This is a genomic window from Paraburkholderia phymatum, from assembly GCF_040965635.1.
Taxonomy (GTDB): Bacteria; Pseudomonadota; Gammaproteobacteria; order Burkholderiales; family Burkholderiaceae; genus Paraburkholderia; species Paraburkholderia phymatum_B.
The window spans coordinates 384,194-401,332 of record NZ_JBFRCH010000005.1 but is presented as its reverse complement, the minus strand read 5'-3'; the positions used below and the strand labels follow the sequence as shown (position 1 = coordinate 401,332).

The following is a 17,139-nucleotide window of genomic DNA, read 5'->3' as shown; positions in this document are numbered from 1 at the left end:
CTCCGTCGTCGATGGGATTCGACGCAAAGCCTCGATGGTCGCAACTGGCGAATGCAGTATGTTGAGTGAAGTCAAACAAAAGTGCGCGCCCGTCGAGGACACGCACTTTGGTTGCGCTTCGTCATCTGCAGTGCATGCGGTGACGAGATAAATCGCAGCGCATCGCGTTCATGCAGATAGGTGCAGATCTACGCAGGCTTGTTGACCTTTAACTGCATCGACTTGTACTCAAGATACTCTTCGAGTCCGTACGTACCGTTCTCGCGGCCGTGCCCGGACTGCTTGAAGCCGCCGAACGGAGCGGCCATGTTCCATGCGCCGCCATTGATGTCGACCTGCCCCGTGCGGATGCGCCGCGCGACGCCGATCGCGCGCTCGTCGCTGCCCGCCCATACCGCACCACCGAGACCGTATAGCGAATCATTGGCGATGCGCGCGGCTTCGTCTTCGTCCTTGTATGTGAGGATCGTCAGGACGGGCCCGAAGATTTCCTCCTGTGCGATCGTTGCTTTCGGATGCACACGGCCGAACACCGTCGGCTTGACGAAGAAGCCTTTGGACACTCCGTCCGGCATGCCCAGACCGCCTGTCACGAGATCCGCGCCTTCCTCAATGCCACGCGCAATATAGTGCTGCACGCGCGCTTGCTGTGCAGCCGAAGAGAGCGGACCAAGACGCGTCGTCTCGGCACGCGGATCGCCCGCCACGAAGACCTCGGCCGCCTTCTTCGCAAGTTCGCGCACTTCGTCATAGTGCGATTCCGGCACGATCATGCGTGTATGCGCGGAACAGGTTTGCCCCGAATTCAGGAAGCACGCGTTCACCGTGCCCTTGACCGCCGCTGCAAAATCCGCATCGTCGAGTATCACCGACGCCGACTTGCCGCCCAGTTCCAGCGCGACACGCTTCACCGATGCCGCTGCCAGTTCCGATACGCGCTTTCCCGCGCGCGTGGAGCCCGTGAACGACACCATGTCGACGGACGGGTGACTGGCGAGCACTTCGCCGACAACCGGTCCGTACCCACAGACGAGATTGAATACACCAGCGGGCAGTCCTGCATCATGAATCGCTTCGGCGAGCACGAACGCATTCAGCGGCGCGACTTCCGACGGCTTGAGCACGATAGTGCAGCCCGCAGCAAGCGCCGCTGCAACCTTCAGCGTGATCTGGTTTAGCGGATAGTTCCACGGCGTGATCGCGGCCACGACACCGACCGGTTCTCGCACGACGAGCGAATTGCCGACCTGCTCTTCGAACAGGAATTCACCTGCCAGCTTTGCGTAGGCATTCCAGTTGTACACGGGACCACCCACCTGAATCGCACGCGCAAGTTTGATCGGCATGCCGACTTCGCCGCAGATATAGCCGGCGAGTTCATCGGTACGCGCCTTCAGGTTATCGGCAATCTTTTGCAGGTACCTGGCGCGCTCCCTGGGTGGCGTCGCCGCCCAACTGTCGAATGCGGCACGCGCAGCGTTGATCGCCTCTTCGGCATCCGCTTCGATGCCTTCGGGAATGCGGCCCAAAATCTCCTCGGTGCCCGAATCGATCACGTCGATCGCGCCGGTGCCACATGGCTTGATCCATTTGCCGTCGATGTAGAAGTGCTCAAAGGTCTTCATGTCTTCTGTCCTGTCGCCCGGATAATGGGTTTATTTTACTCGCCGGCATAGGACGCATTCAGACACACGCAAGACTAATCGGTCCGGGCAACACCATAGCGTTACCGCTCGAAATAAAAAACCCGCTTCGTCTGAAGCGGGTTTCCGCAAGAAGCCAAGCGGTAACGCTTGCTTACTGCACGCCCTGGCTCGCCAGGAAGTCTTCGTAATTGCCGCCGAAATCGTTCAGCGTGCCGTCCGTCTTCACTTCGATGATGCGGTTGGCGAGGCCGCTCACGAATTCACGGTCATGCGAAACGAAAATCAGCGTGCCGTCGTACTTTTCCAGTGCGATCTGCAGCGATTCGATCGACTCCATGTCCATGTGGTTGGTCGGCTCGTCCATCAGCAGCACGTTATGCCGGCCCAGCATCAGCTTGCCCCAGATCATCCGGCCCTTCTCGCCACCGGAAAGCACCTTCACCGACTTCTTGATGTCGTCTGCATTAAAAAGCAGGCGACCAAGCGTGCCGCGCACCATCTGCTCGTCGTCACCTTCCTTGCGGTAATGGTCGATCCAGTCCATGAGCGTGACGTCGTCCGGAAACTCTTCGTACGTGTCTTGCGGCATATACCCGACGTTCGCGTTTTCGGCCCACTTGATCGTGCCGTGGTCGACTGTGAGATTGCCATACAGCGATCGCAACAGCGTCGTCTTGCCCGCGCCGTTTTCGCCGATGATCGCAATGCGCTCGCCCGGCTGCACGCTAAAGTTGAACTTCCGGAAAATCGTGCGATCGTATTTCTTCGTGATCTCTTCCGCGACCACTGCAATATTGTGCAGTTTCTTCTCGTACTCGAAGCGGATGAACGGATTCTGACGCGACGACGGCTTGAATTCCTCGATCTTGATCTTGTCGATCATCTTCAGGCGGCTGGTTGCCTGACGCGCCTTCGACTTGTTGGCCGAGAAGCGGCGCACAAAGTCCTGCAGGTCGGCGACGCGCTCCTTCGCCTTCGCATTCGCGGCCTGCTGGCGCTCGCGCGCCTGCGTGCTCGCGAGCATGTAGTCGTCGTAGTTTCCCGGGTAGACCTTCAGCGTGCCGTAGTCCATGTCCGCCATGTGCGTGCAGACCTGGTTCAGGAAGTGACGATCGTGCGAGATGATGATCATCGTCGAGTCGTATTCGTTCAGCACGTCCTCAAGCCAGCGGATCGAGTTGATGTCCAGGTTATTGGTCGGCTCGTCCAGCAGCAACACGTCAGGCTTCGAGAACAGCGCCTGCGCCAGCAGCACGCGCAGTTTCCAGCCCGGCGCGACATTGCTCATCGGACCATTGTGCAGGTCGATCGCGATGCCAATACCGAGCAGCAGTTCACCCGCGCGCGCTTCCGCCGTGTAGCCGTCGTACTCGGCAAACTTCGCTTCGAGTTCGGCCGCGTGCATGTAGTCGTCGTCGGTGGCTTCCGGATTCGCGTAGATCGCATCGCGCTCGGTCATCGCCGCCCACATTTCCGCGTGGCCCATCATCACGACGTCGAGCACGCGAACGTCTTCGTACGCAAACTGGTCCTGACGCAGCTTGCCGAGACGAATGTTCGGCTCAAGCATTACATTTCCGGAGCTCTGCTCCAGGTCGCCGCCCAGGATTTTCATGAACGTCGATTTGCCGCAACCGTTCGCACCGATCAGGCCGTAGCGGTTGCCTTCGCCGAATTTAACCGAGATGTTCTCGAACAGGGGCTTCGGCCCGAATTGCATGGTGATGTTGGCAGTAGACAGCACGGCGCGTCCCTTTGAATGTAGATCGGCGAAAAACCAAATATTTTAGCAGGTTATCGCATGGAACGCGCCGCTCCCCGGGCCACCGCGGTGCCCCGCTACGCTTTTTTGCGCGGCGTGTGCAACACGTCGATGAAACCGGACAAATCGGCGTCCGCCAGTCCCATGGCTGCACCCAGGCGCAGTAGCTGCTGCACTGTGCCAGAAACCGGCATTGGAGTGCCTGTTTCGTATGCGGCGGCTGCAATCGTATCGACGTCCTTCTGGAACGTGCTCAAGGCGCCGATGGGCGGCTGGCCTGCTTGTGTCATGCGCGGCACGAAGGTCTGCAACAGCACCGAGTCGGCCCAGCCGCCGGCGAGCGCCTGCGTCAGATGTGCGGCGTCGATGCCGCTGCGTTGCGCAAGACTGACGGCTTCGGCGATCGCCGCCACCGTCGACGTGACGATCGCCTGATTGCACAGCTTGGTCGTCTGTCCCGCGCCCGCCGCGCCCATACGCGTGACGCGCGTCGCATAGGCCCCGATGACGGGCGTCACCGCCTCGACGTCGGCGGCGTCTCCACCCGCCATCACGGCGAGCGTGCCCGCGATTGCGCCTGCAACGCCGCCCGACACGGGGGCGTCGATCCAGCCGATATCCGCTTCGGCGGCCCGCCTCGCAAAGACGCGTGTCGCCGACGGCGGAATACTGCCGTGATCGACGATCCAGCGAACAGGGCTCGCTCCGTTCGACTCGTTGACACCCTGCACCACGCCGTTCGTGCCGAACACGACTTCCTCGACTGCCGGTGCATCCAGCACGCACAGGAAAATGGCTTCAGCCCGACTGGACAATTCCGCAGGTGTCGACGCGACGGTCGCGCCATCAGCCACTAGCACGTCCGCCTTGGCGCGCGTGCGGTTCCACACCTGCACTGCATGTCCTGCACTCAGCAGATGCCGGATCATCGGCGCACCCATCAGTCCCGGTCCGCAAAAACCGATCTCCACTTGTTTCTCCTCTGTTCAATTCAAACAAACGCACCGGATTACAGCCGTCGTCGTGCGGCACACGAAGCGTCAATGATACCGGCGGCATCGCAATGCATCGTGCCGGGCACGCGACGTGCGGCATGAATTCTGGTTCGTTCACACGACACGCATTGCCTATACTCTTTTCGACCACAAGGAGGTGAATCATGAGCGACCACGTGTACAAGCAGATCGAGCTAACCGGTTCGTCGACGAAGTCCAGTGACGACGCGATCCGTTGCGCGATCGAAAAGGCCAGCAAAACACTGCGCAATCTGCACTGGTTCGAAGTCGTCGAAACGCGCGGCCAGATCGAAGACAACAAGGTTTCGCACTGGCAGGTGACGCTCAAGGTTGGCTTGCGCATCGAGGATTGATGCCGGCGTAGGCCTGCATGCATGCGGCCGTGAAAACGCTGTCGCTCGATTCGCGTACCTCATGAAAAAAGCTGCATAGGACCGGGAGCCCTATGCAGCCTCAGCGTCCGCACGCGCTGCGCGAAACCACGTGCATGGAAACTTACGCGCCGCGTCAAACCCCGCATGCAGCGCTCGATTCACATCGCCATGTCACTTCGGCACGTCAGTTCCGCGATTCACCTCATCACGTCACTTCGGCAACGAGCCGTCCACGCCCTCGACGTACCAGTTCAGGCGCTGTAGTTCAGGATCGGTCAGCGTCTTGCCGGCCGGCACCTTTACTGCACCCGTCTGATCCTTGATGGGGCCCGTAAAGACGTCCCACTTGCCACCCGACAGTTGCGTGCGCTTCGCTTCGACTTCCTTCAGCGCATTGGCCGGGATCGCCGACGTGTTCAGGTCTTCCAGATTGACAGCCTTCTGCGGAATGCCCCACCACACGGGGTCGTTCTTCCACTTGCCGTCCAGCACCTGCTGGATGGCGGCCGAGTAATACACACCCCAGTGCGCGACCACCGAGCCGAGATGCGCATCGGGACCGAACTTCTTCATATCCGAATCCCAGCCGAATGCATGCACATGCTTTTCGGAAGCCGTTGCGAGCGTCGCACTGGAGTCGGTGTTCTGCAGCAGCACGTCGGCGCCCTGGCCGATCAGCGTTTCTGCCGCCTGCTTTTCCTTGCCCGGATCGAACCAGCTGTTGATCCAGATGACTTTCGTGTGCACCTTCGGATTCACCGAGCGCGCGCCAAGCGTGTATGCATTGATGTTGCGCACCACTTCAGGAATCGGCACCGACGCGACAAAGCCGAGTGTATTCGTCTTCGTCACATAGCCCGCAGCGACGCCTGCGAGGTATGCACCCTGATACATGCGCACGTCATACGTGCCGAAGTTCGCTGCCTTCTTGTAGCCGGTTGCGTGCAGGAAAACGGTGTCCGGGAAGTCCTTCGCCACCTTCAACTCGAAGTCCTGATAGCCGAAGCTCGAACCGAAGATGATCTTGTTGCCCTTGTTCGCCAGATCGCGGAACACTCGTTCCGAGTCCGCGGATTCCGGCACGTTTTCAATGCGCGTGATCTTGATCTTGTTGCCGAACTTCGCTTCCGCTTCCTTCGATCCCTGGTCGTGCGCAAACGTCCAGCCCGCGTCGCCCGGATTGCCGAGGTACACGAATGCGACGCCGGGTACATCGGCGGCCCGAGCCGTCTGCGTCAGCGCGCTGCTGGCAGCCAGCGACGCAGCCGCCAGCGCAAGTGCGCCCAGCATGGTTCTTTTTTTCATGTTTTCTCCTGTCGTTGGGTTTCGATTGATGAACCGGGACGCATGGGCCCCGCGTATGGATTCGTTCAGGCGCTCAGCCCGCCGCGAAGAACGGCTTGCCGAGAGACGCAGGTGCATTCAGGCGGATCGTGTTCGGATTGCGCGAAATCAGCACGAGTACAACAACGGTCGCAAGGTAAGGCAGCATCGCAAGAAACTGCGTCGGCACTGGAACGCCGATCGCCTGTGCGTAAAACTGCAGGCCCGTCACTGCGCCGAACAATAGTGCACCGATCAACAATCGTCCCGGACGCCACGTTGCGAATACGACCAGTGCAAGCGCGATCCAGCCACGACCTGAAGTCAACTGCTCCTGCCACAAGTGCAGATTGACGATCGAGTAGTAGCCGCCCGCGAGCCCCGCCATCGCGCCGCCAAAGAGCGTCGCGCCGTAGCGCACGCCGATCACGGGAAAACCGACGGAGTGCGCGACCTGCGGCGACTCTCCGACCGAGCGCAGCACGAGCCCGGCGCGCGTGCGGTACAGGAACCACCCGACGACGGCGAACATCACGAACGCGAGATAGTCGAGCGGCGTGAGGCTGAACAATGCGGGGCCTAGCACCGGAATCTTCGAGAGACCGGGAATGACCCAAATGCCGATCGACTCGCGCACGGCCGCCGACGTGTACGGCTTGCCGACATACGCCGAAAGGCCGATCCCGAAGATCGTCAGCGAGAGGCCCGTGGCGACCTGGTTCGCAAGCATCGACAGCACGAGGAACGCGAACAGCAGCGACATCGCAATGCCCGCGCCGATCGCGGCGAGCACGCCGAGCCACGGGTTGCCCGTGATCGACGTCACCGCGTAGCCCGTCACGGCGCCCATCAGCATCATTCCTTCGACGCCGAGGTTGAGCACGCCCGACTTCTCGGTCACGAGTTCGCCGATGCCCGCGAACATCAGCGGAATCGCCGCGACGACCGCGCTCGACGTCAGCGAGCTAGCTTGTTGAATGTCCATGCTGATCCCGTTTCGAGCGTTGTTACGATGCCGCGATGCCGCGACGGCGCACGCGATAGTTGACGAACAGGTCGGCGCCCAGCAGGCAGAACAGCAGCAGCCCCTGGAACACGCCGGACAAGGCCTGCGGCAGTTGCATCGACGTCTGCACGGCTTCACCGCCGAGGTATAGCAGCGCCATCAGCAGACTCGCGAGCACGATGCCGACGGGATGCAGCCGTCCCACGAACACGACGATGATCGCGGTGAAGCCATAGCCCGGCGACCACGTCGCCTGCAACTGGCCGATCGGGCCCGCGATCTCGCCCATGCCCGCGAGGCCCGCCAGCGCGCCGCTGATGAGCAGCGACGTCCAGATCGTCTTCTTGTCCGAGAAGCCCGCGTAGCGCGCGGCGAGCGGCGCAAGACCGCCCACGTTCATCCGGAAGCCAGCAAAACTCTTGCGCATGAAGAGCCACACGAGCGGGATCGCCACGATCGTCACGAAGATCGATGCGTTCAGCCGCGTGCCGCGCATGAATTTCCAGTGCCAGTCGCCGTAGAGCGTCGGGTACAGCGCGTCGCCCGTGAACATTTCGGAGAGCGGAAAGTTCATGCCCTGCGGGTCGCGCCACGGGCCGCTCACCAGATAGATCAACAGTTGCGTCGCGACATAGGTGAGCATCAGGCTCGTGAGAATCTCGTTCGTGTTGAAGCGGCTCTTGAGCAGCGCGGGAATCGCCGCCCACGCCATGCCGCCGAGCATGCCCGCGATCATCATCGTCGGCAGGATCCACCAGCCCGTCGCCTGATCGAAGTAGATCGCGACGCCGCTCGCGGCGATGCCGCCCAGCACCATCTGCCCTTCCGCGCCGATGTTCCACACGTTCGCGCGATAGCCGATCGCCAGACCCAGGCCGATCAGGCACAGCGGCGACGCCTTCAGCAGCAGTTCGGACCAGCCGTTGACGCTCGAAAGCGGCTCGACGAAAAACGCGACCATTGCCTGCACGGGATCGCGGCCGACGAGGCTGAAGATCAGAAAGCCGATCACGAGCGTCAGGAGCGCGGCGATCAGCGGCACGGCGAGCTGCATCGTTCGCGAGGGCGTCGTGCGGGCTTCGAGTCGGTACGGAAGAATCATGGTGTGCCTGGTCGATGGGGTATCTGCGGTTTGATGCAGGCTCGCGTGACGCGCGTCGAATCGTGCATGTGCCGATTGCGTGCGCCGTTATGCATGCGCCTCGTCATTCATGCATTGTCATTCATGCACTGTCATGCATGCGCCGGTTGGCCGGCCGACGGCGGCGCACCTTCGCGGTCGCCGAAGAGACCGGCCATCCAGCGGCCGATTTCCTCAGCGTTCGTGTCGCCCGTCTTGCGCGACGGCGACAGACGCCCGCGCGCCAGCACGGCAAGGCGATCGCAAATGTCGAACAGCTCTTCGAGTTCCTCGGAGATCACCAGAATCGCGACGCCGCGCGCCGACAGATCCAGCAACTGCTGCCGGATGAATGCAGCCGCGCCGACGTCGACGCCCCATGTCGGCTGCGCGACGACGAGCACCTTCGGCGCCTGCAGGATCTCGCGTCCGACGATGAACTTCTGCAGATTGCCCCCCGACAGGCTCTGCGCGAGCGCGCCCTCGCCGCCGCAGCGCACGTCGAAGGCTTCGATGCAGCGCTTCGCAAACGCACGCATCGCGCCCGCGTCGATCCAGCCCGAGCGGACCATCTGCTGCCGGTGCGCGGTCAACAGCGCATTCTCCGCGAGCGACATCGCGGGGACGGCGCCGCGTCCCAGACGCTCTTCTGGCACGAACGCGAAGCCCAGCTTGCGGCGCGCCGCGGCGCCCAGCTTGCCGGCGGGCTTGCCGCAGATCGTCACGGCATCCGCGCGATGTCCCTTGTTGTTGCCCTTGTGCTCACCCGAGAGCGCGGCGAGCAGCTCGGCCTGCCCGTTGCCCGACACGCCCGCGATGCCGAATATCTCGCCGGCATGCACGCTGAACGACACATCGTCGAGCGACGTGCCGAACGGATCGTCGCTCGATGACGACAAATGCTTCACATCGAGCAGCACGTCGCCCGGCATGTGCGCGCGGCGCTCGTAATCGGGCAGCGAATGGCCGACCATCAGTTGCGCCAGCGACGCGTGCGTTTCTTCGCGCGGCTTCACGTGGCCCGTCACCTTGCCGCCGCGCATCACGGTCGCCGTGTCGCAGAGCTCCTGGATTTCGTCGAGCTTGTGGCTGATGTAGAGAATGCTGCAGCCTTCCGACGCGAGACGGCGCAGCGTCTCGAACAGCTTGCGCACGGCTTGCGGCGTAAGCACGGAAGTCGGCTCGTCCATGATCAGCAGGCGCGGGTTCTGCAACAGGCAGCGCACGATCTCGACGCGTTGCCGCTCGCCCACCGTGAGGCTGTGCACGTGACGCTGCGGATCGATGTCGAGCCCATAGTCCGCTGACACCTCGCGGATGCGCTTGCCGAGCGCCTTCAGATCGAACGGCTCGTCGAGAGCGAGCGCGATGTTCTCGCCAACCGTCAGCGTCTCGAACAGCGAGAAGTGCTGAAACACCATACCGATGCCGAGCTTACGCGCGGCAGCGGGACTCGCGATCTCGACGGGCTGCCCTTCCCAGCGGATTTCGCCCGCGTCCGGCCGCACCGCGCCGTAGATGATCTTCATCAGCGTGCTCTTGCCCGCGCCGTTTTCGCCGAGCACCGCGTGGATTTCGCCGGACGCGACGATCAGCGTGACCTCGTCGTTGGCGCGCACGGCGGGATACTGCTTGCTGATGCCCGCGAGCGCGAGGCGCGGTGTGGCGCCGCCGCTACGGTTTGCGCCGTTTGCGTGTGCGCTGCCGCCCGTCGGGCTGACTGAAGATGTGTCGCTCATGTTGTTCCGTATTACGCGTGGTCCCGCCAGCACGCGGCCTCACGCGCTTCCCCGATTGAATTGCCCGCCTGGACGCGCGTGTCGTGGTGCCGCAGCCGATCGACGATACCGAAATCGACCCCATCAGTCGAGCCGCCAAAATTCCCGCGGAGCCGCGCCAATGCACGGTTTGCGGGTATCCCTCCCTTGACGCTTCCTTATCTCTATATTAAAACGCATATAGCCCCATGCCAGCTCGATCAGCCTGAACATATATTTCGGAGAATTCATGAGCCAACAACGCGAGGCGATCGACACTTACCTACTGCGCGTCTTGCACACTCTTCTGATGGAGCGCAGCGTCACGCGCGCCGCCGTCAAGCTGAACCAGTCCCAACCCGCCATCAGCGCCGCGCTGCGACGGCTGCGCGACATCACCGGCGACCCGCTGCTCGTGCGCGGCAAATCCGGCATGGTGCCGACCGAGTATGGGCTGCGCCTGCTCGAACCCGTCCAGAATGCACTGCGCGAGATCGAACGCATTAAATTTCAGCAGCACAACTTCGACCCCGCTACGTCGATCCGCTGCTACCGGATCGGTTGTCCCGACTATCTGAACGTGCTGTTCGTGCCGACTGTCGTCGAGCGCTTCCGCCAGGCCGCTCCTAACGCGACACTCGAGTTCCACTCGCTCGGGCCTGCGTTCGACTATGAACTGGCGCTGGAGGACGGCAAGCTCGATATCGTCGTCGGCAACTGGCCGGAACCGCCCGAGCAGCTGCACCTGTCGAACCTGTTCGTCGACCAGATCGTGTGCCTGATGAGCAACACGCACCCGTTCGCCCGGCGCGGCAACCTGACGCTCGACCAGTACCTGAACGCGCCGCATCTCGCGCCGACGCCCTATTCCGTCGGCCAGCGCGGCGCGATCGACGTCCATCTGGCCCGCGAGCGCCTGAAGCGCCATGTCGTCGTCACGCTGCCGTACTTCAACCTCGCGCCTTACGTGCTGATCAAGTCCGACCTGATCTTCACGACGACGCGCCTCTTCGCCGACTACTATGCGAAGTTCCTGCCGCTGACCGTCGTGCCCGCGCCGCTCGACTTCCCGCCGATGCAGTACTACCAGCTGTGGCACGAGCGCGTGCACTACTCCGATGAAGTGCGCTGGTTGCGCAGCCTCGTCGCGGAGGCGACCAAGACGCTCGTCGACAAGTAAAGCGACAAGAAAGCACTATGTTGCAGGCGGCGGTTATGAAACCGCCGCTTCGCATTTGAAAAGTGCCGCTTCGCGTTCAACCGGCACTTTCGTACAGCGACTTCGCAAGACTGTTGTGCCGTTCGATCACGGGGCCGAGATCCACCGTCGTCAGCACACCATCCTTCACGACGATCCTTCCATCGATCACGTTCGTCGATGCCTGAGACGGCGCGCAGAACACGAGCGCCGCGACGGGATCATGCAGTGCACCCGCAAAAAGCGGCTGGCGCAGATCGAACGACACGAAATCCGCTGCCATGCCGGGAGCCAGTGCGCCGATATCGTCGCGGTTCAGCACCTTTGCGCCGCCGAGCGTCGCGATTTCGAGCGCTTCGCGCGCGGTCATCGCGCCGGGCCCGAAACCGACCCGCTGCAGCAGCAACGCCTGACGCACTTCGGCGACCATCTGCGCGCCATCGTTCGACGCCGATCCGTCGACGCCCAGCCCGACGGGCACGCCCGCCAGCCGCATCTTCTTTACCGGCGCGATGCCCGACGCGAGCCGCATGTTCGAACACGGACAGTGCGCGACGCCCGTGCCCGTGCGCGCGAAGAGGCCGATGCCGGCATCGTCGAGTTGCACACAGTGCGCATGCCATACGTCGCGGCCGACCCAGCCCAGGTCTTCGGCATACTCGGCCGGCGTCATGCCAAACTTCTCACGGCTGTATGCAATATCGTTCACGTTCTCGGCGAGGTGTGTATGCAGCGACACGCCGTAGCGCCGCGCCAGTGCAGCCGATTCGCGCATCAGGTCGCGGCTCACCGAGAACGGCGAGCACGGCGCGACAACGACGCGCAGCATCGCGTAACGCCCTTCGTCGTGATACGTCTCGATCAGACGTTGCGTGTCATTGAGGATATGCGCTTCGCTTTCGACGACGGAATCGGGCGGCAGGCCGCCGTCCTTCTGTCCGACGCTCATGCTGCCGCGGCTTGCATGAAAACGCATGCCGATGCGGCGCGCGGCGGCGATGCTGTCGTCGAGACGGCTGCCGTTCGGATAGATGTACAGGTGATCGCTCGACGTCGTGCAGCCTGAGAGCAGCAGTTCCGCCATCGCCGTCAGCGTCGAAATCCTGATCATTTCCGGCGTGAGATTCGCCCACACCTTGTACAGGTTCGTCAGCCAGCCGAACAGTTCGGCGTTCTGCGCGGCGGGAATTGCGCGCGTCAGGCTCTGATACATGTGATGGTGCGTGTTGACGAGCCCGGGAATGACGAGATGCCCCGTCATGTCGAGAATCTCGTCGGCCGTGTCCGGCAGTTCCGCGGTCCTGCCGACGGCGACGATCCGGTTGTCCTCGATATAGAGGCCACCGTCGCGCAGTTCGCGTCGCTCGCCGTCCATCGTCACGAGCACGTCGGCATGTCGGACCAGCATCGTCTTGCCGCTCTGGCCGGTTGCTCGCGCCGCGCCCGCTGCATGGGTTTGCATCGTCATTCGTTTCTCCGGTGCCGCCCTGTTTGCCGCTGCGCGATGCCGCTGCATTCGACTGCATAGGGTTGCATGCTGTCAGTTCCTGCTGCATCGATCTGCGCGTGCTCACTGTCCGCTGCAGTCGGGGCGAGTGCAAAAGTCGTTCGAACGCGATGTCGCCGGCACGCCACCGCGCCGCCGCGTCCCGCTCGAACGCAGTTGGCCCGGTTACCCGGCGTGCTCCGCCGTCTTCGGGATGCACGGCCGCGCCGTGCATCGACGTAACCTTCGGGCGACAAAATTGCGCTGGCAACCCGGGAGGTTGCGATACCCGGATTCACGCAGTGCATATAGTCGGTATTTTTGGCGCCGGTACGATCGGACACGCGTAGCCATGCCGTTCCAGACTGCACTGGCGTACCTATGCAGAGGCTTTCAGTGGGCCGTCATGCGGCAGCGATTATCTTTCCTATCGCTCGCCCGCGCAGATGAACAATGTTTCTACAATGGATGTCACGGCGCTCGCTTCAATCCGCCGACGGGTATGTAGCCACTGACGTGGAGCCTCGATCCGCCGCAAACTGTGATGGATCGGGCCGCCGCTGAAACCTCGCATCTACACAAGGACAATCGCGAATGGGCAAGCTCACTACCCACGTGCTCGACACGGCAAACGGCCGTCCCGGCGCCGATATCAAGGTTGAACTCTTTGCGCTTTCTGGCGACACGCGCCGTGCGCTCAAAACCACCACCACCAATCACGATGGCCGCTGCAACGAGCCGCTGCTCGAAGGCGATGCAATGACCGTCGGCGAATATGAACTCGTATTCCATGCAGGCGACTACTTCGCGTCGATCGGCACCAAAGTGCCGGAGCCGCGCTTCGTCGATCGTGTCGTACTGCGTTTCGGCATCGCCGAAGCCGGCGCGCATTATCACGTGCCGCTGCTGGTATCGCCGTGGTCGTACAGCACCTATCGCGGCAGCTGACGCGAAACGCAGTCGCGCCACGTGCGACAGCGCGTGCATTTCGCCGATGACATGGAGACATTCGCGAAGCGCAAACCAGACAGACGCGATCCGTCAGCACCCGAGTTCATCTTATTGTCGTTGCATGCACTGAACCCCTAGCGGACATGCAGCGGCGCAACAGCACCGCATTGCGTCCAGTACACGAGATGCTGCGCGAACAACGAATCAGAAGTGGAGGAGTTTCATGGAAGGCTTTATTACCGACTGGCTGAATCTCGCGATTCGCTGGTTTCATGTGATCGCCGCAATCGCCTGGATCGGCGAGTCGTTCTATTTCGTCGCCCTCGACAACAGCCTGAAGCCGCCAACGGACCCGAACCAGCGCCGGCGCGGCGTGTTCGGCGAACTGTGGCACGTGCACGGCGGCGGCTTCTACAACATGCAGAAGTACACCGTCGCGCCGCCCGAGATGCCCGACGACCTGCACTGGTCGAAGTGGCCGTCGTACACGACATGGCTTTCCGGGTTCGGCCTCTTCACGGTGCTGTACCTGTTCGCGCCGAACACGTATCTGATTGACAAGAACGTGCTCGACATGGGCCCCGTCGTCGCGATTTTCTCGGCACTCGGTTTCCTCGCGGCAGGCTGGATCGTCTATGACTCGCTGTGCCGCATCCTCGGCAACAAGGACAAGATGCTCGGCATCTGCGTCGGCATTTATGTGCTGATCGCCGCCTTCCTCGCATGTCATATCTTCGCGGGCCGCGCAGCGTATCTGATCATGGGCGCGATGCTCGCGACGATCATGTCGGCGAACGTGTTCTTCGTGATCATTCCCGGCCAGCGCAAGATGGTCGACGCGATGCTCAAGGGCGAGACGCCGAACCCGATCTACGGCAAGCGCGGCAAGCAGCGCTCCGTGCACAACACGTACTTCACGCTGCCCGTCGTGTTCGCGATGCTGTCGAACCACTATGCAATGACCTACACGCATCCGTACAACTGGGCCGTGCTCGTCGTGATCATGCTGGCGGGCGCGATGATCCGCCAGTTCTTCGTGATGCGTCACCGCGGCCAGGTGCTGTGGTATCTGCCCCTCGCCGGCGTCGCGCTGATGTTCGGCGCGCTGTTCTGGACGATGCCGAAGCCGGTCGTGCCCGTCGCGGAAGCCGCGAATGCGCCCGTCGTGAAGACGGCCGATATCGTGCCCGTGTTGCAGCAACGCTGCGTGGCGTGCCACTCCGCGCATCCGACGCTGATGGGAAGCGCCCCCGCCGGCGTGCTGCTCGATACGCCCGACGAGATCTCGATGAACGCGCAGCGCATCTATCAACAGGCCGTGACGCTCAAGGCAATGCCGCTTGGCAACGTCACGCACATGACCGATGGCGAACGGCAAAAAATCGCCGCATGGTTCCAGGGCGGTGCAGTGAAATAACAGACGAGGTGTCGATGACGGGCGCAAGCCCGTTTCTTCGAGGTTGACGGGCTGTTCGCGCAAGCGGCAGCCCGTTTTTTTTTGCGTGTGGCGAATGCGCGGGGCTGCACGTCTGCATGCGGATGAATCGATGCGCTGCGTGTTCGCAGCCCGAAGCTATAGCACGCGCATTTAGCAGAGGTTTCGCAGCCCTGGATCTACAAGCCGGTTTCGGATTGCGCCCCTCGCGACTTCAACAATCGGCAAATCTCGTCAGGGCAACAGCAACAACCTCGACGGCTTGCTGCTCAATCTGCCCCGCAGCGAGTTTTCATCGCGCCCAATCCACACGCAGCGCGATACGCCGGCAGCCGCTGCTTAGCCCGTAGAAGAGCATGCAGTTAAAAGGCTCATCAAGGTCGAAGGCAATCGACACGGCGGGTTTCTCCGATCCCACACCCGCCAACAAAAAAGCCCATCGCGGACATTCATCCGCGATGGGCTTTTCGTTCATCACCGATGCACCGCGCACGACGCGATGCGCTTCACGTCACCTCTTCAAACCGCTACCGCGCTCAACGCTTCTTCAGTGAGCCACAGCGAAGCCGTGAGATCCTGCTCGTTGAGATTGAGCCCTTCGCCACCGCGATCGACGACGATGAAATCGCTCACCTCGCCCAATGCGATCAGCGGATGGTGCCACACACCTTTCGCGTAGTTCACGCCCTGCCAGCCGCTCGTGACGAACGCGCGAATCTTCGACTCGTCGAGCGCGCCAGCCGGCGCAACAACGATCAGATACGGCTTGTCGTTCAACGGAATGAACGCCTGGCTGCCGAGCGGATGCCGTTCGAGCATCTTCACTTCGAACGGCAGCTCGCGCGGCTGCCCGCGAAACAGATTGACGAGCGTGCGGCCGTCCTGATCGGCGACATCGACTTTCGCGAGATCGTGATAACGGATCGTCGTGCCGAGATTGATCGGAATCTGCTTCGCGCCTTCCAGTTCGATCACGTCGCCGAACGACGCGAACGCTTCGCGTGTCAGCGGTTCGATGGCGAATGTCCTCATGATGCGAGCGTGCCCCACAGACGCAGACGCGACACGCCGCCGTCCGGAATGATGTTGAAGCGAACATGCGTGACTGGGCCAAGCGCCGCGATCTCGCTTTCGAAGAAATGCTGCTTGTCCATCTGCAGCTTCTGTTCGCTGAGCAGCACCGGCCAGAACATTGCCTGCGTGATCAGCGAACTGTCGGTGCCACCCGTCACGTATGCTGCCTGGAGCGAGCAGCGATCGGGAAAGTTGCCCTTGAAGTGCGCTGTATCGACTTCGATCTTCGTGATGACGCCCGGCTGCGCGAGCGCGACGATCGCCCAGTCGTTGCCTGGCTCGCGGCGTCTGCGCGTTTCCCAGCCGTCGCCCATGTTCACGCCGCGGCCCGGCATCAAGAGCGTCGACGCCGCGCCGAAGTGCTGATTGTTCGCGGCAACCAGATACGCGCCGTTTTCCATCGCGGCCAGATCGAACAGATCGGTGCGGCTCGCGCCCGCCCAATCGACTTGCGGTTGACCGTACACGCGCAGACGCGCGATGCCGCCGTCCGGATAGATGTTCACGCGCAAATGCGTGTACGCGTTCGTGTCGCCCACTTCGACGTAGTGATGGCTATTGCCTTGCAGCGTCGTCGACGGAACGATCCCGGTCCATTGCGTCGACTGGTTCGGCGCGCCATCCGTTACGCGCGCCGCTTCCACCGATGCCGCCGGCGGGAAGTTGCCCGTGAAGTGGCTCGTATCGATATCGAGTCCCTTGACGACGCCCGCACGCGCGAGCTTCACGATGCACCAGTCGTAGCCTGTCGTGCGCTTGCGGCGCGTCTCCCAGCCGTCCATCCACTTGCCATGCTCGTCGTACTTGCCGGGGATGAAGACTGCGGGCTCCGGATTCAGCATGCGCTCCTTCGGCGCGAAGAAATCGTCGCTGGATTCGAGCGCCTGTGCGCCAAGACGCGGGTCCGCGAGATTCACGAAACGGCGAGTGAATTCGGGTGCGTTGGGATCGAGAATCGGGAGTGCCATCGTTGTCTTCCTTGCTGTCGGGT

General features: G+C 62.2%; 15 protein-coding genes. 4 read left to right on the top strand and 11 right to left on the bottom strand.

Going from position 1 to position 17,139, the window contains the following annotated elements; genetic code table 11:
* Nucleotides 1-188 precede the first annotated feature (188 nt).
* From AB4Y32_RS13515 to AB4Y32_RS13505, 3 genes are all read right to left on the bottom strand, one after another.
* Nucleotides 189-1,625 (bottom strand): aldehyde dehydrogenase family protein, encoded by a 1,437-nt coding sequence (locus AB4Y32_RS13515; RefSeq protein WP_368721806.1) that lies wholly within the window; start codon nucleotides 1,623-1,625, stop codon nucleotides 189-191.
* A 172-nt stretch (nucleotides 1,626-1,797) separates the two neighbouring features.
* Entirely contained in the window at nucleotides 1,798-3,390 is a 1,593-nt protein-coding gene (locus tag AB4Y32_RS13510; protein ID WP_368721805.1) for an ABC-F family ATPase, read from the bottom strand.
* Between the two features lie 95 nt (nucleotides 3,391-3,485).
* A complete protein-coding gene (locus AB4Y32_RS13505) occupies nucleotides 3,486-4,379 on the bottom strand; it encodes an NAD(P)-dependent oxidoreductase (protein WP_368721804.1) in 894 nt (297 codons plus the stop codon).
* A 188-nt stretch (nucleotides 4,380-4,567) separates the two neighbouring features.
* Here AB4Y32_RS13505 and AB4Y32_RS13500 point away from each other — a divergent pair, with 188 nt between their 5' ends.
* Complete coding sequence (locus tag AB4Y32_RS13500) at nucleotides 4,568-4,777, top strand: dodecin (RefSeq protein WP_342937153.1); 210 nt, start codon at nucleotides 4,568-4,570, stop codon at nucleotides 4,775-4,777.
* A 231-nt stretch (nucleotides 4,778-5,008) separates the two neighbouring features.
* Here the strand turns inward: AB4Y32_RS13500 and AB4Y32_RS13495 are convergent, their stop codons facing one another.
* From AB4Y32_RS13495 to AB4Y32_RS13480, 4 genes are all read right to left on the bottom strand, one after another.
* Entirely contained in the window at nucleotides 5,009-6,103 is a 1,095-nt protein-coding gene (locus AB4Y32_RS13495; protein ID WP_368721803.1) for a BMP family ABC transporter substrate-binding protein, read from the bottom strand.
* Between the two features lie 73 nt (nucleotides 6,104-6,176).
* Nucleotides 6,177-7,106, bottom strand: a complete 930-nt coding sequence (locus AB4Y32_RS13490; RefSeq protein ID WP_368721802.1) for an ABC transporter permease — start codon at nucleotides 7,104-7,106, stop codon at nucleotides 6,177-6,179.
* 22 nt (nucleotides 7,107-7,128) lie between these two features.
* Complete coding sequence (locus AB4Y32_RS13485; protein WP_368721801.1) at nucleotides 7,129-8,229, bottom strand: ABC transporter permease; 1,101 nt, start codon at nucleotides 8,227-8,229, stop codon at nucleotides 7,129-7,131.
* A 131-nt stretch (nucleotides 8,230-8,360) separates the two neighbouring features.
* Nucleotides 8,361-9,986: an ABC transporter ATP-binding protein gene (locus tag AB4Y32_RS13480; RefSeq protein ID WP_368721800.1), complete on the bottom strand. Its 1,626-nt coding sequence runs from the start codon at nucleotides 9,984-9,986 to the stop codon at nucleotides 8,361-8,363.
* Nucleotides 9,987-10,254: 268 nt separating this feature from the next.
* Between AB4Y32_RS13480 and AB4Y32_RS13475 the strand changes: the two genes are divergently transcribed.
* Nucleotides 10,255-11,184, top strand: coding sequence for a LysR substrate-binding domain-containing protein (locus tag AB4Y32_RS13475; protein WP_368721799.1), 930 nt, complete (start codon nucleotides 10,255-10,257; stop codon nucleotides 11,182-11,184).
* Between the two features lie 76 nt (nucleotides 11,185-11,260).
* Here the strand turns inward: AB4Y32_RS13475 and AB4Y32_RS13470 are convergent, their stop codons facing one another.
* Nucleotides 11,261-12,670 (bottom strand): 8-oxoguanine deaminase, encoded by a 1,410-nt coding sequence (locus AB4Y32_RS13470; RefSeq protein ID WP_368721798.1) that lies wholly within the window; start codon nucleotides 12,668-12,670, stop codon nucleotides 11,261-11,263.
* A 612-nt stretch (nucleotides 12,671-13,282) separates the two neighbouring features.
* On the opposite strand from AB4Y32_RS13470, the gene uraH reads away from it, so the two are divergent.
* Both uraH and AB4Y32_RS13460 read left to right on the top strand, forming a co-directional pair.
* Nucleotides 13,283-13,636, top strand: coding sequence for a hydroxyisourate hydrolase (gene uraH, locus AB4Y32_RS13465; protein WP_368721797.1), 354 nt, complete (start codon nucleotides 13,283-13,285; stop codon nucleotides 13,634-13,636).
* A gap of 226 nt (nucleotides 13,637-13,862) precedes the next feature.
* A complete protein-coding gene (locus tag AB4Y32_RS13460) occupies nucleotides 13,863-15,056 on the top strand; it encodes a urate hydroxylase PuuD (protein WP_368721796.1) in 1,194 nt (397 codons plus the stop codon).
* A gap of 310 nt (nucleotides 15,057-15,366) precedes the next feature.
* Here AB4Y32_RS13460 and AB4Y32_RS13455 read toward each other — a convergent pair whose 3' ends face one another.
* Genes AB4Y32_RS13455 through alc form a run of 3 tightly spaced genes read right to left on the bottom strand, consistent with a single transcriptional unit; the run spans nucleotide 15,367 to nucleotide 17,116 of the window.
* Complete coding sequence (locus tag AB4Y32_RS13455; RefSeq protein ID WP_368721795.1) at nucleotides 15,367-15,549, bottom strand: hypothetical protein; 183 nt, start codon at nucleotides 15,547-15,549, stop codon at nucleotides 15,367-15,369.
* 44 nt (nucleotides 15,550-15,593) lie between these two features.
* Nucleotides 15,594-16,106: an ureidoglycolate lyase gene (locus AB4Y32_RS13450; RefSeq protein WP_368721794.1), complete on the bottom strand. Its 513-nt coding sequence runs from the start codon at nucleotides 16,104-16,106 to the stop codon at nucleotides 15,594-15,596.
* The gene (alc, locus tag AB4Y32_RS13445) at nucleotides 16,103-17,116 is read right to left on the bottom strand and encodes an allantoicase (protein WP_368721793.1); all 1,014 of its coding nucleotides are present in this window, start codon (nucleotides 17,114-17,116) and stop codon (nucleotides 16,103-16,105) included. Before alc ends, AB4Y32_RS13450 begins: the two co-directional genes overlap by 4 nt.
* Nucleotides 17,117-17,139: the final 23 nt, after the last annotated feature.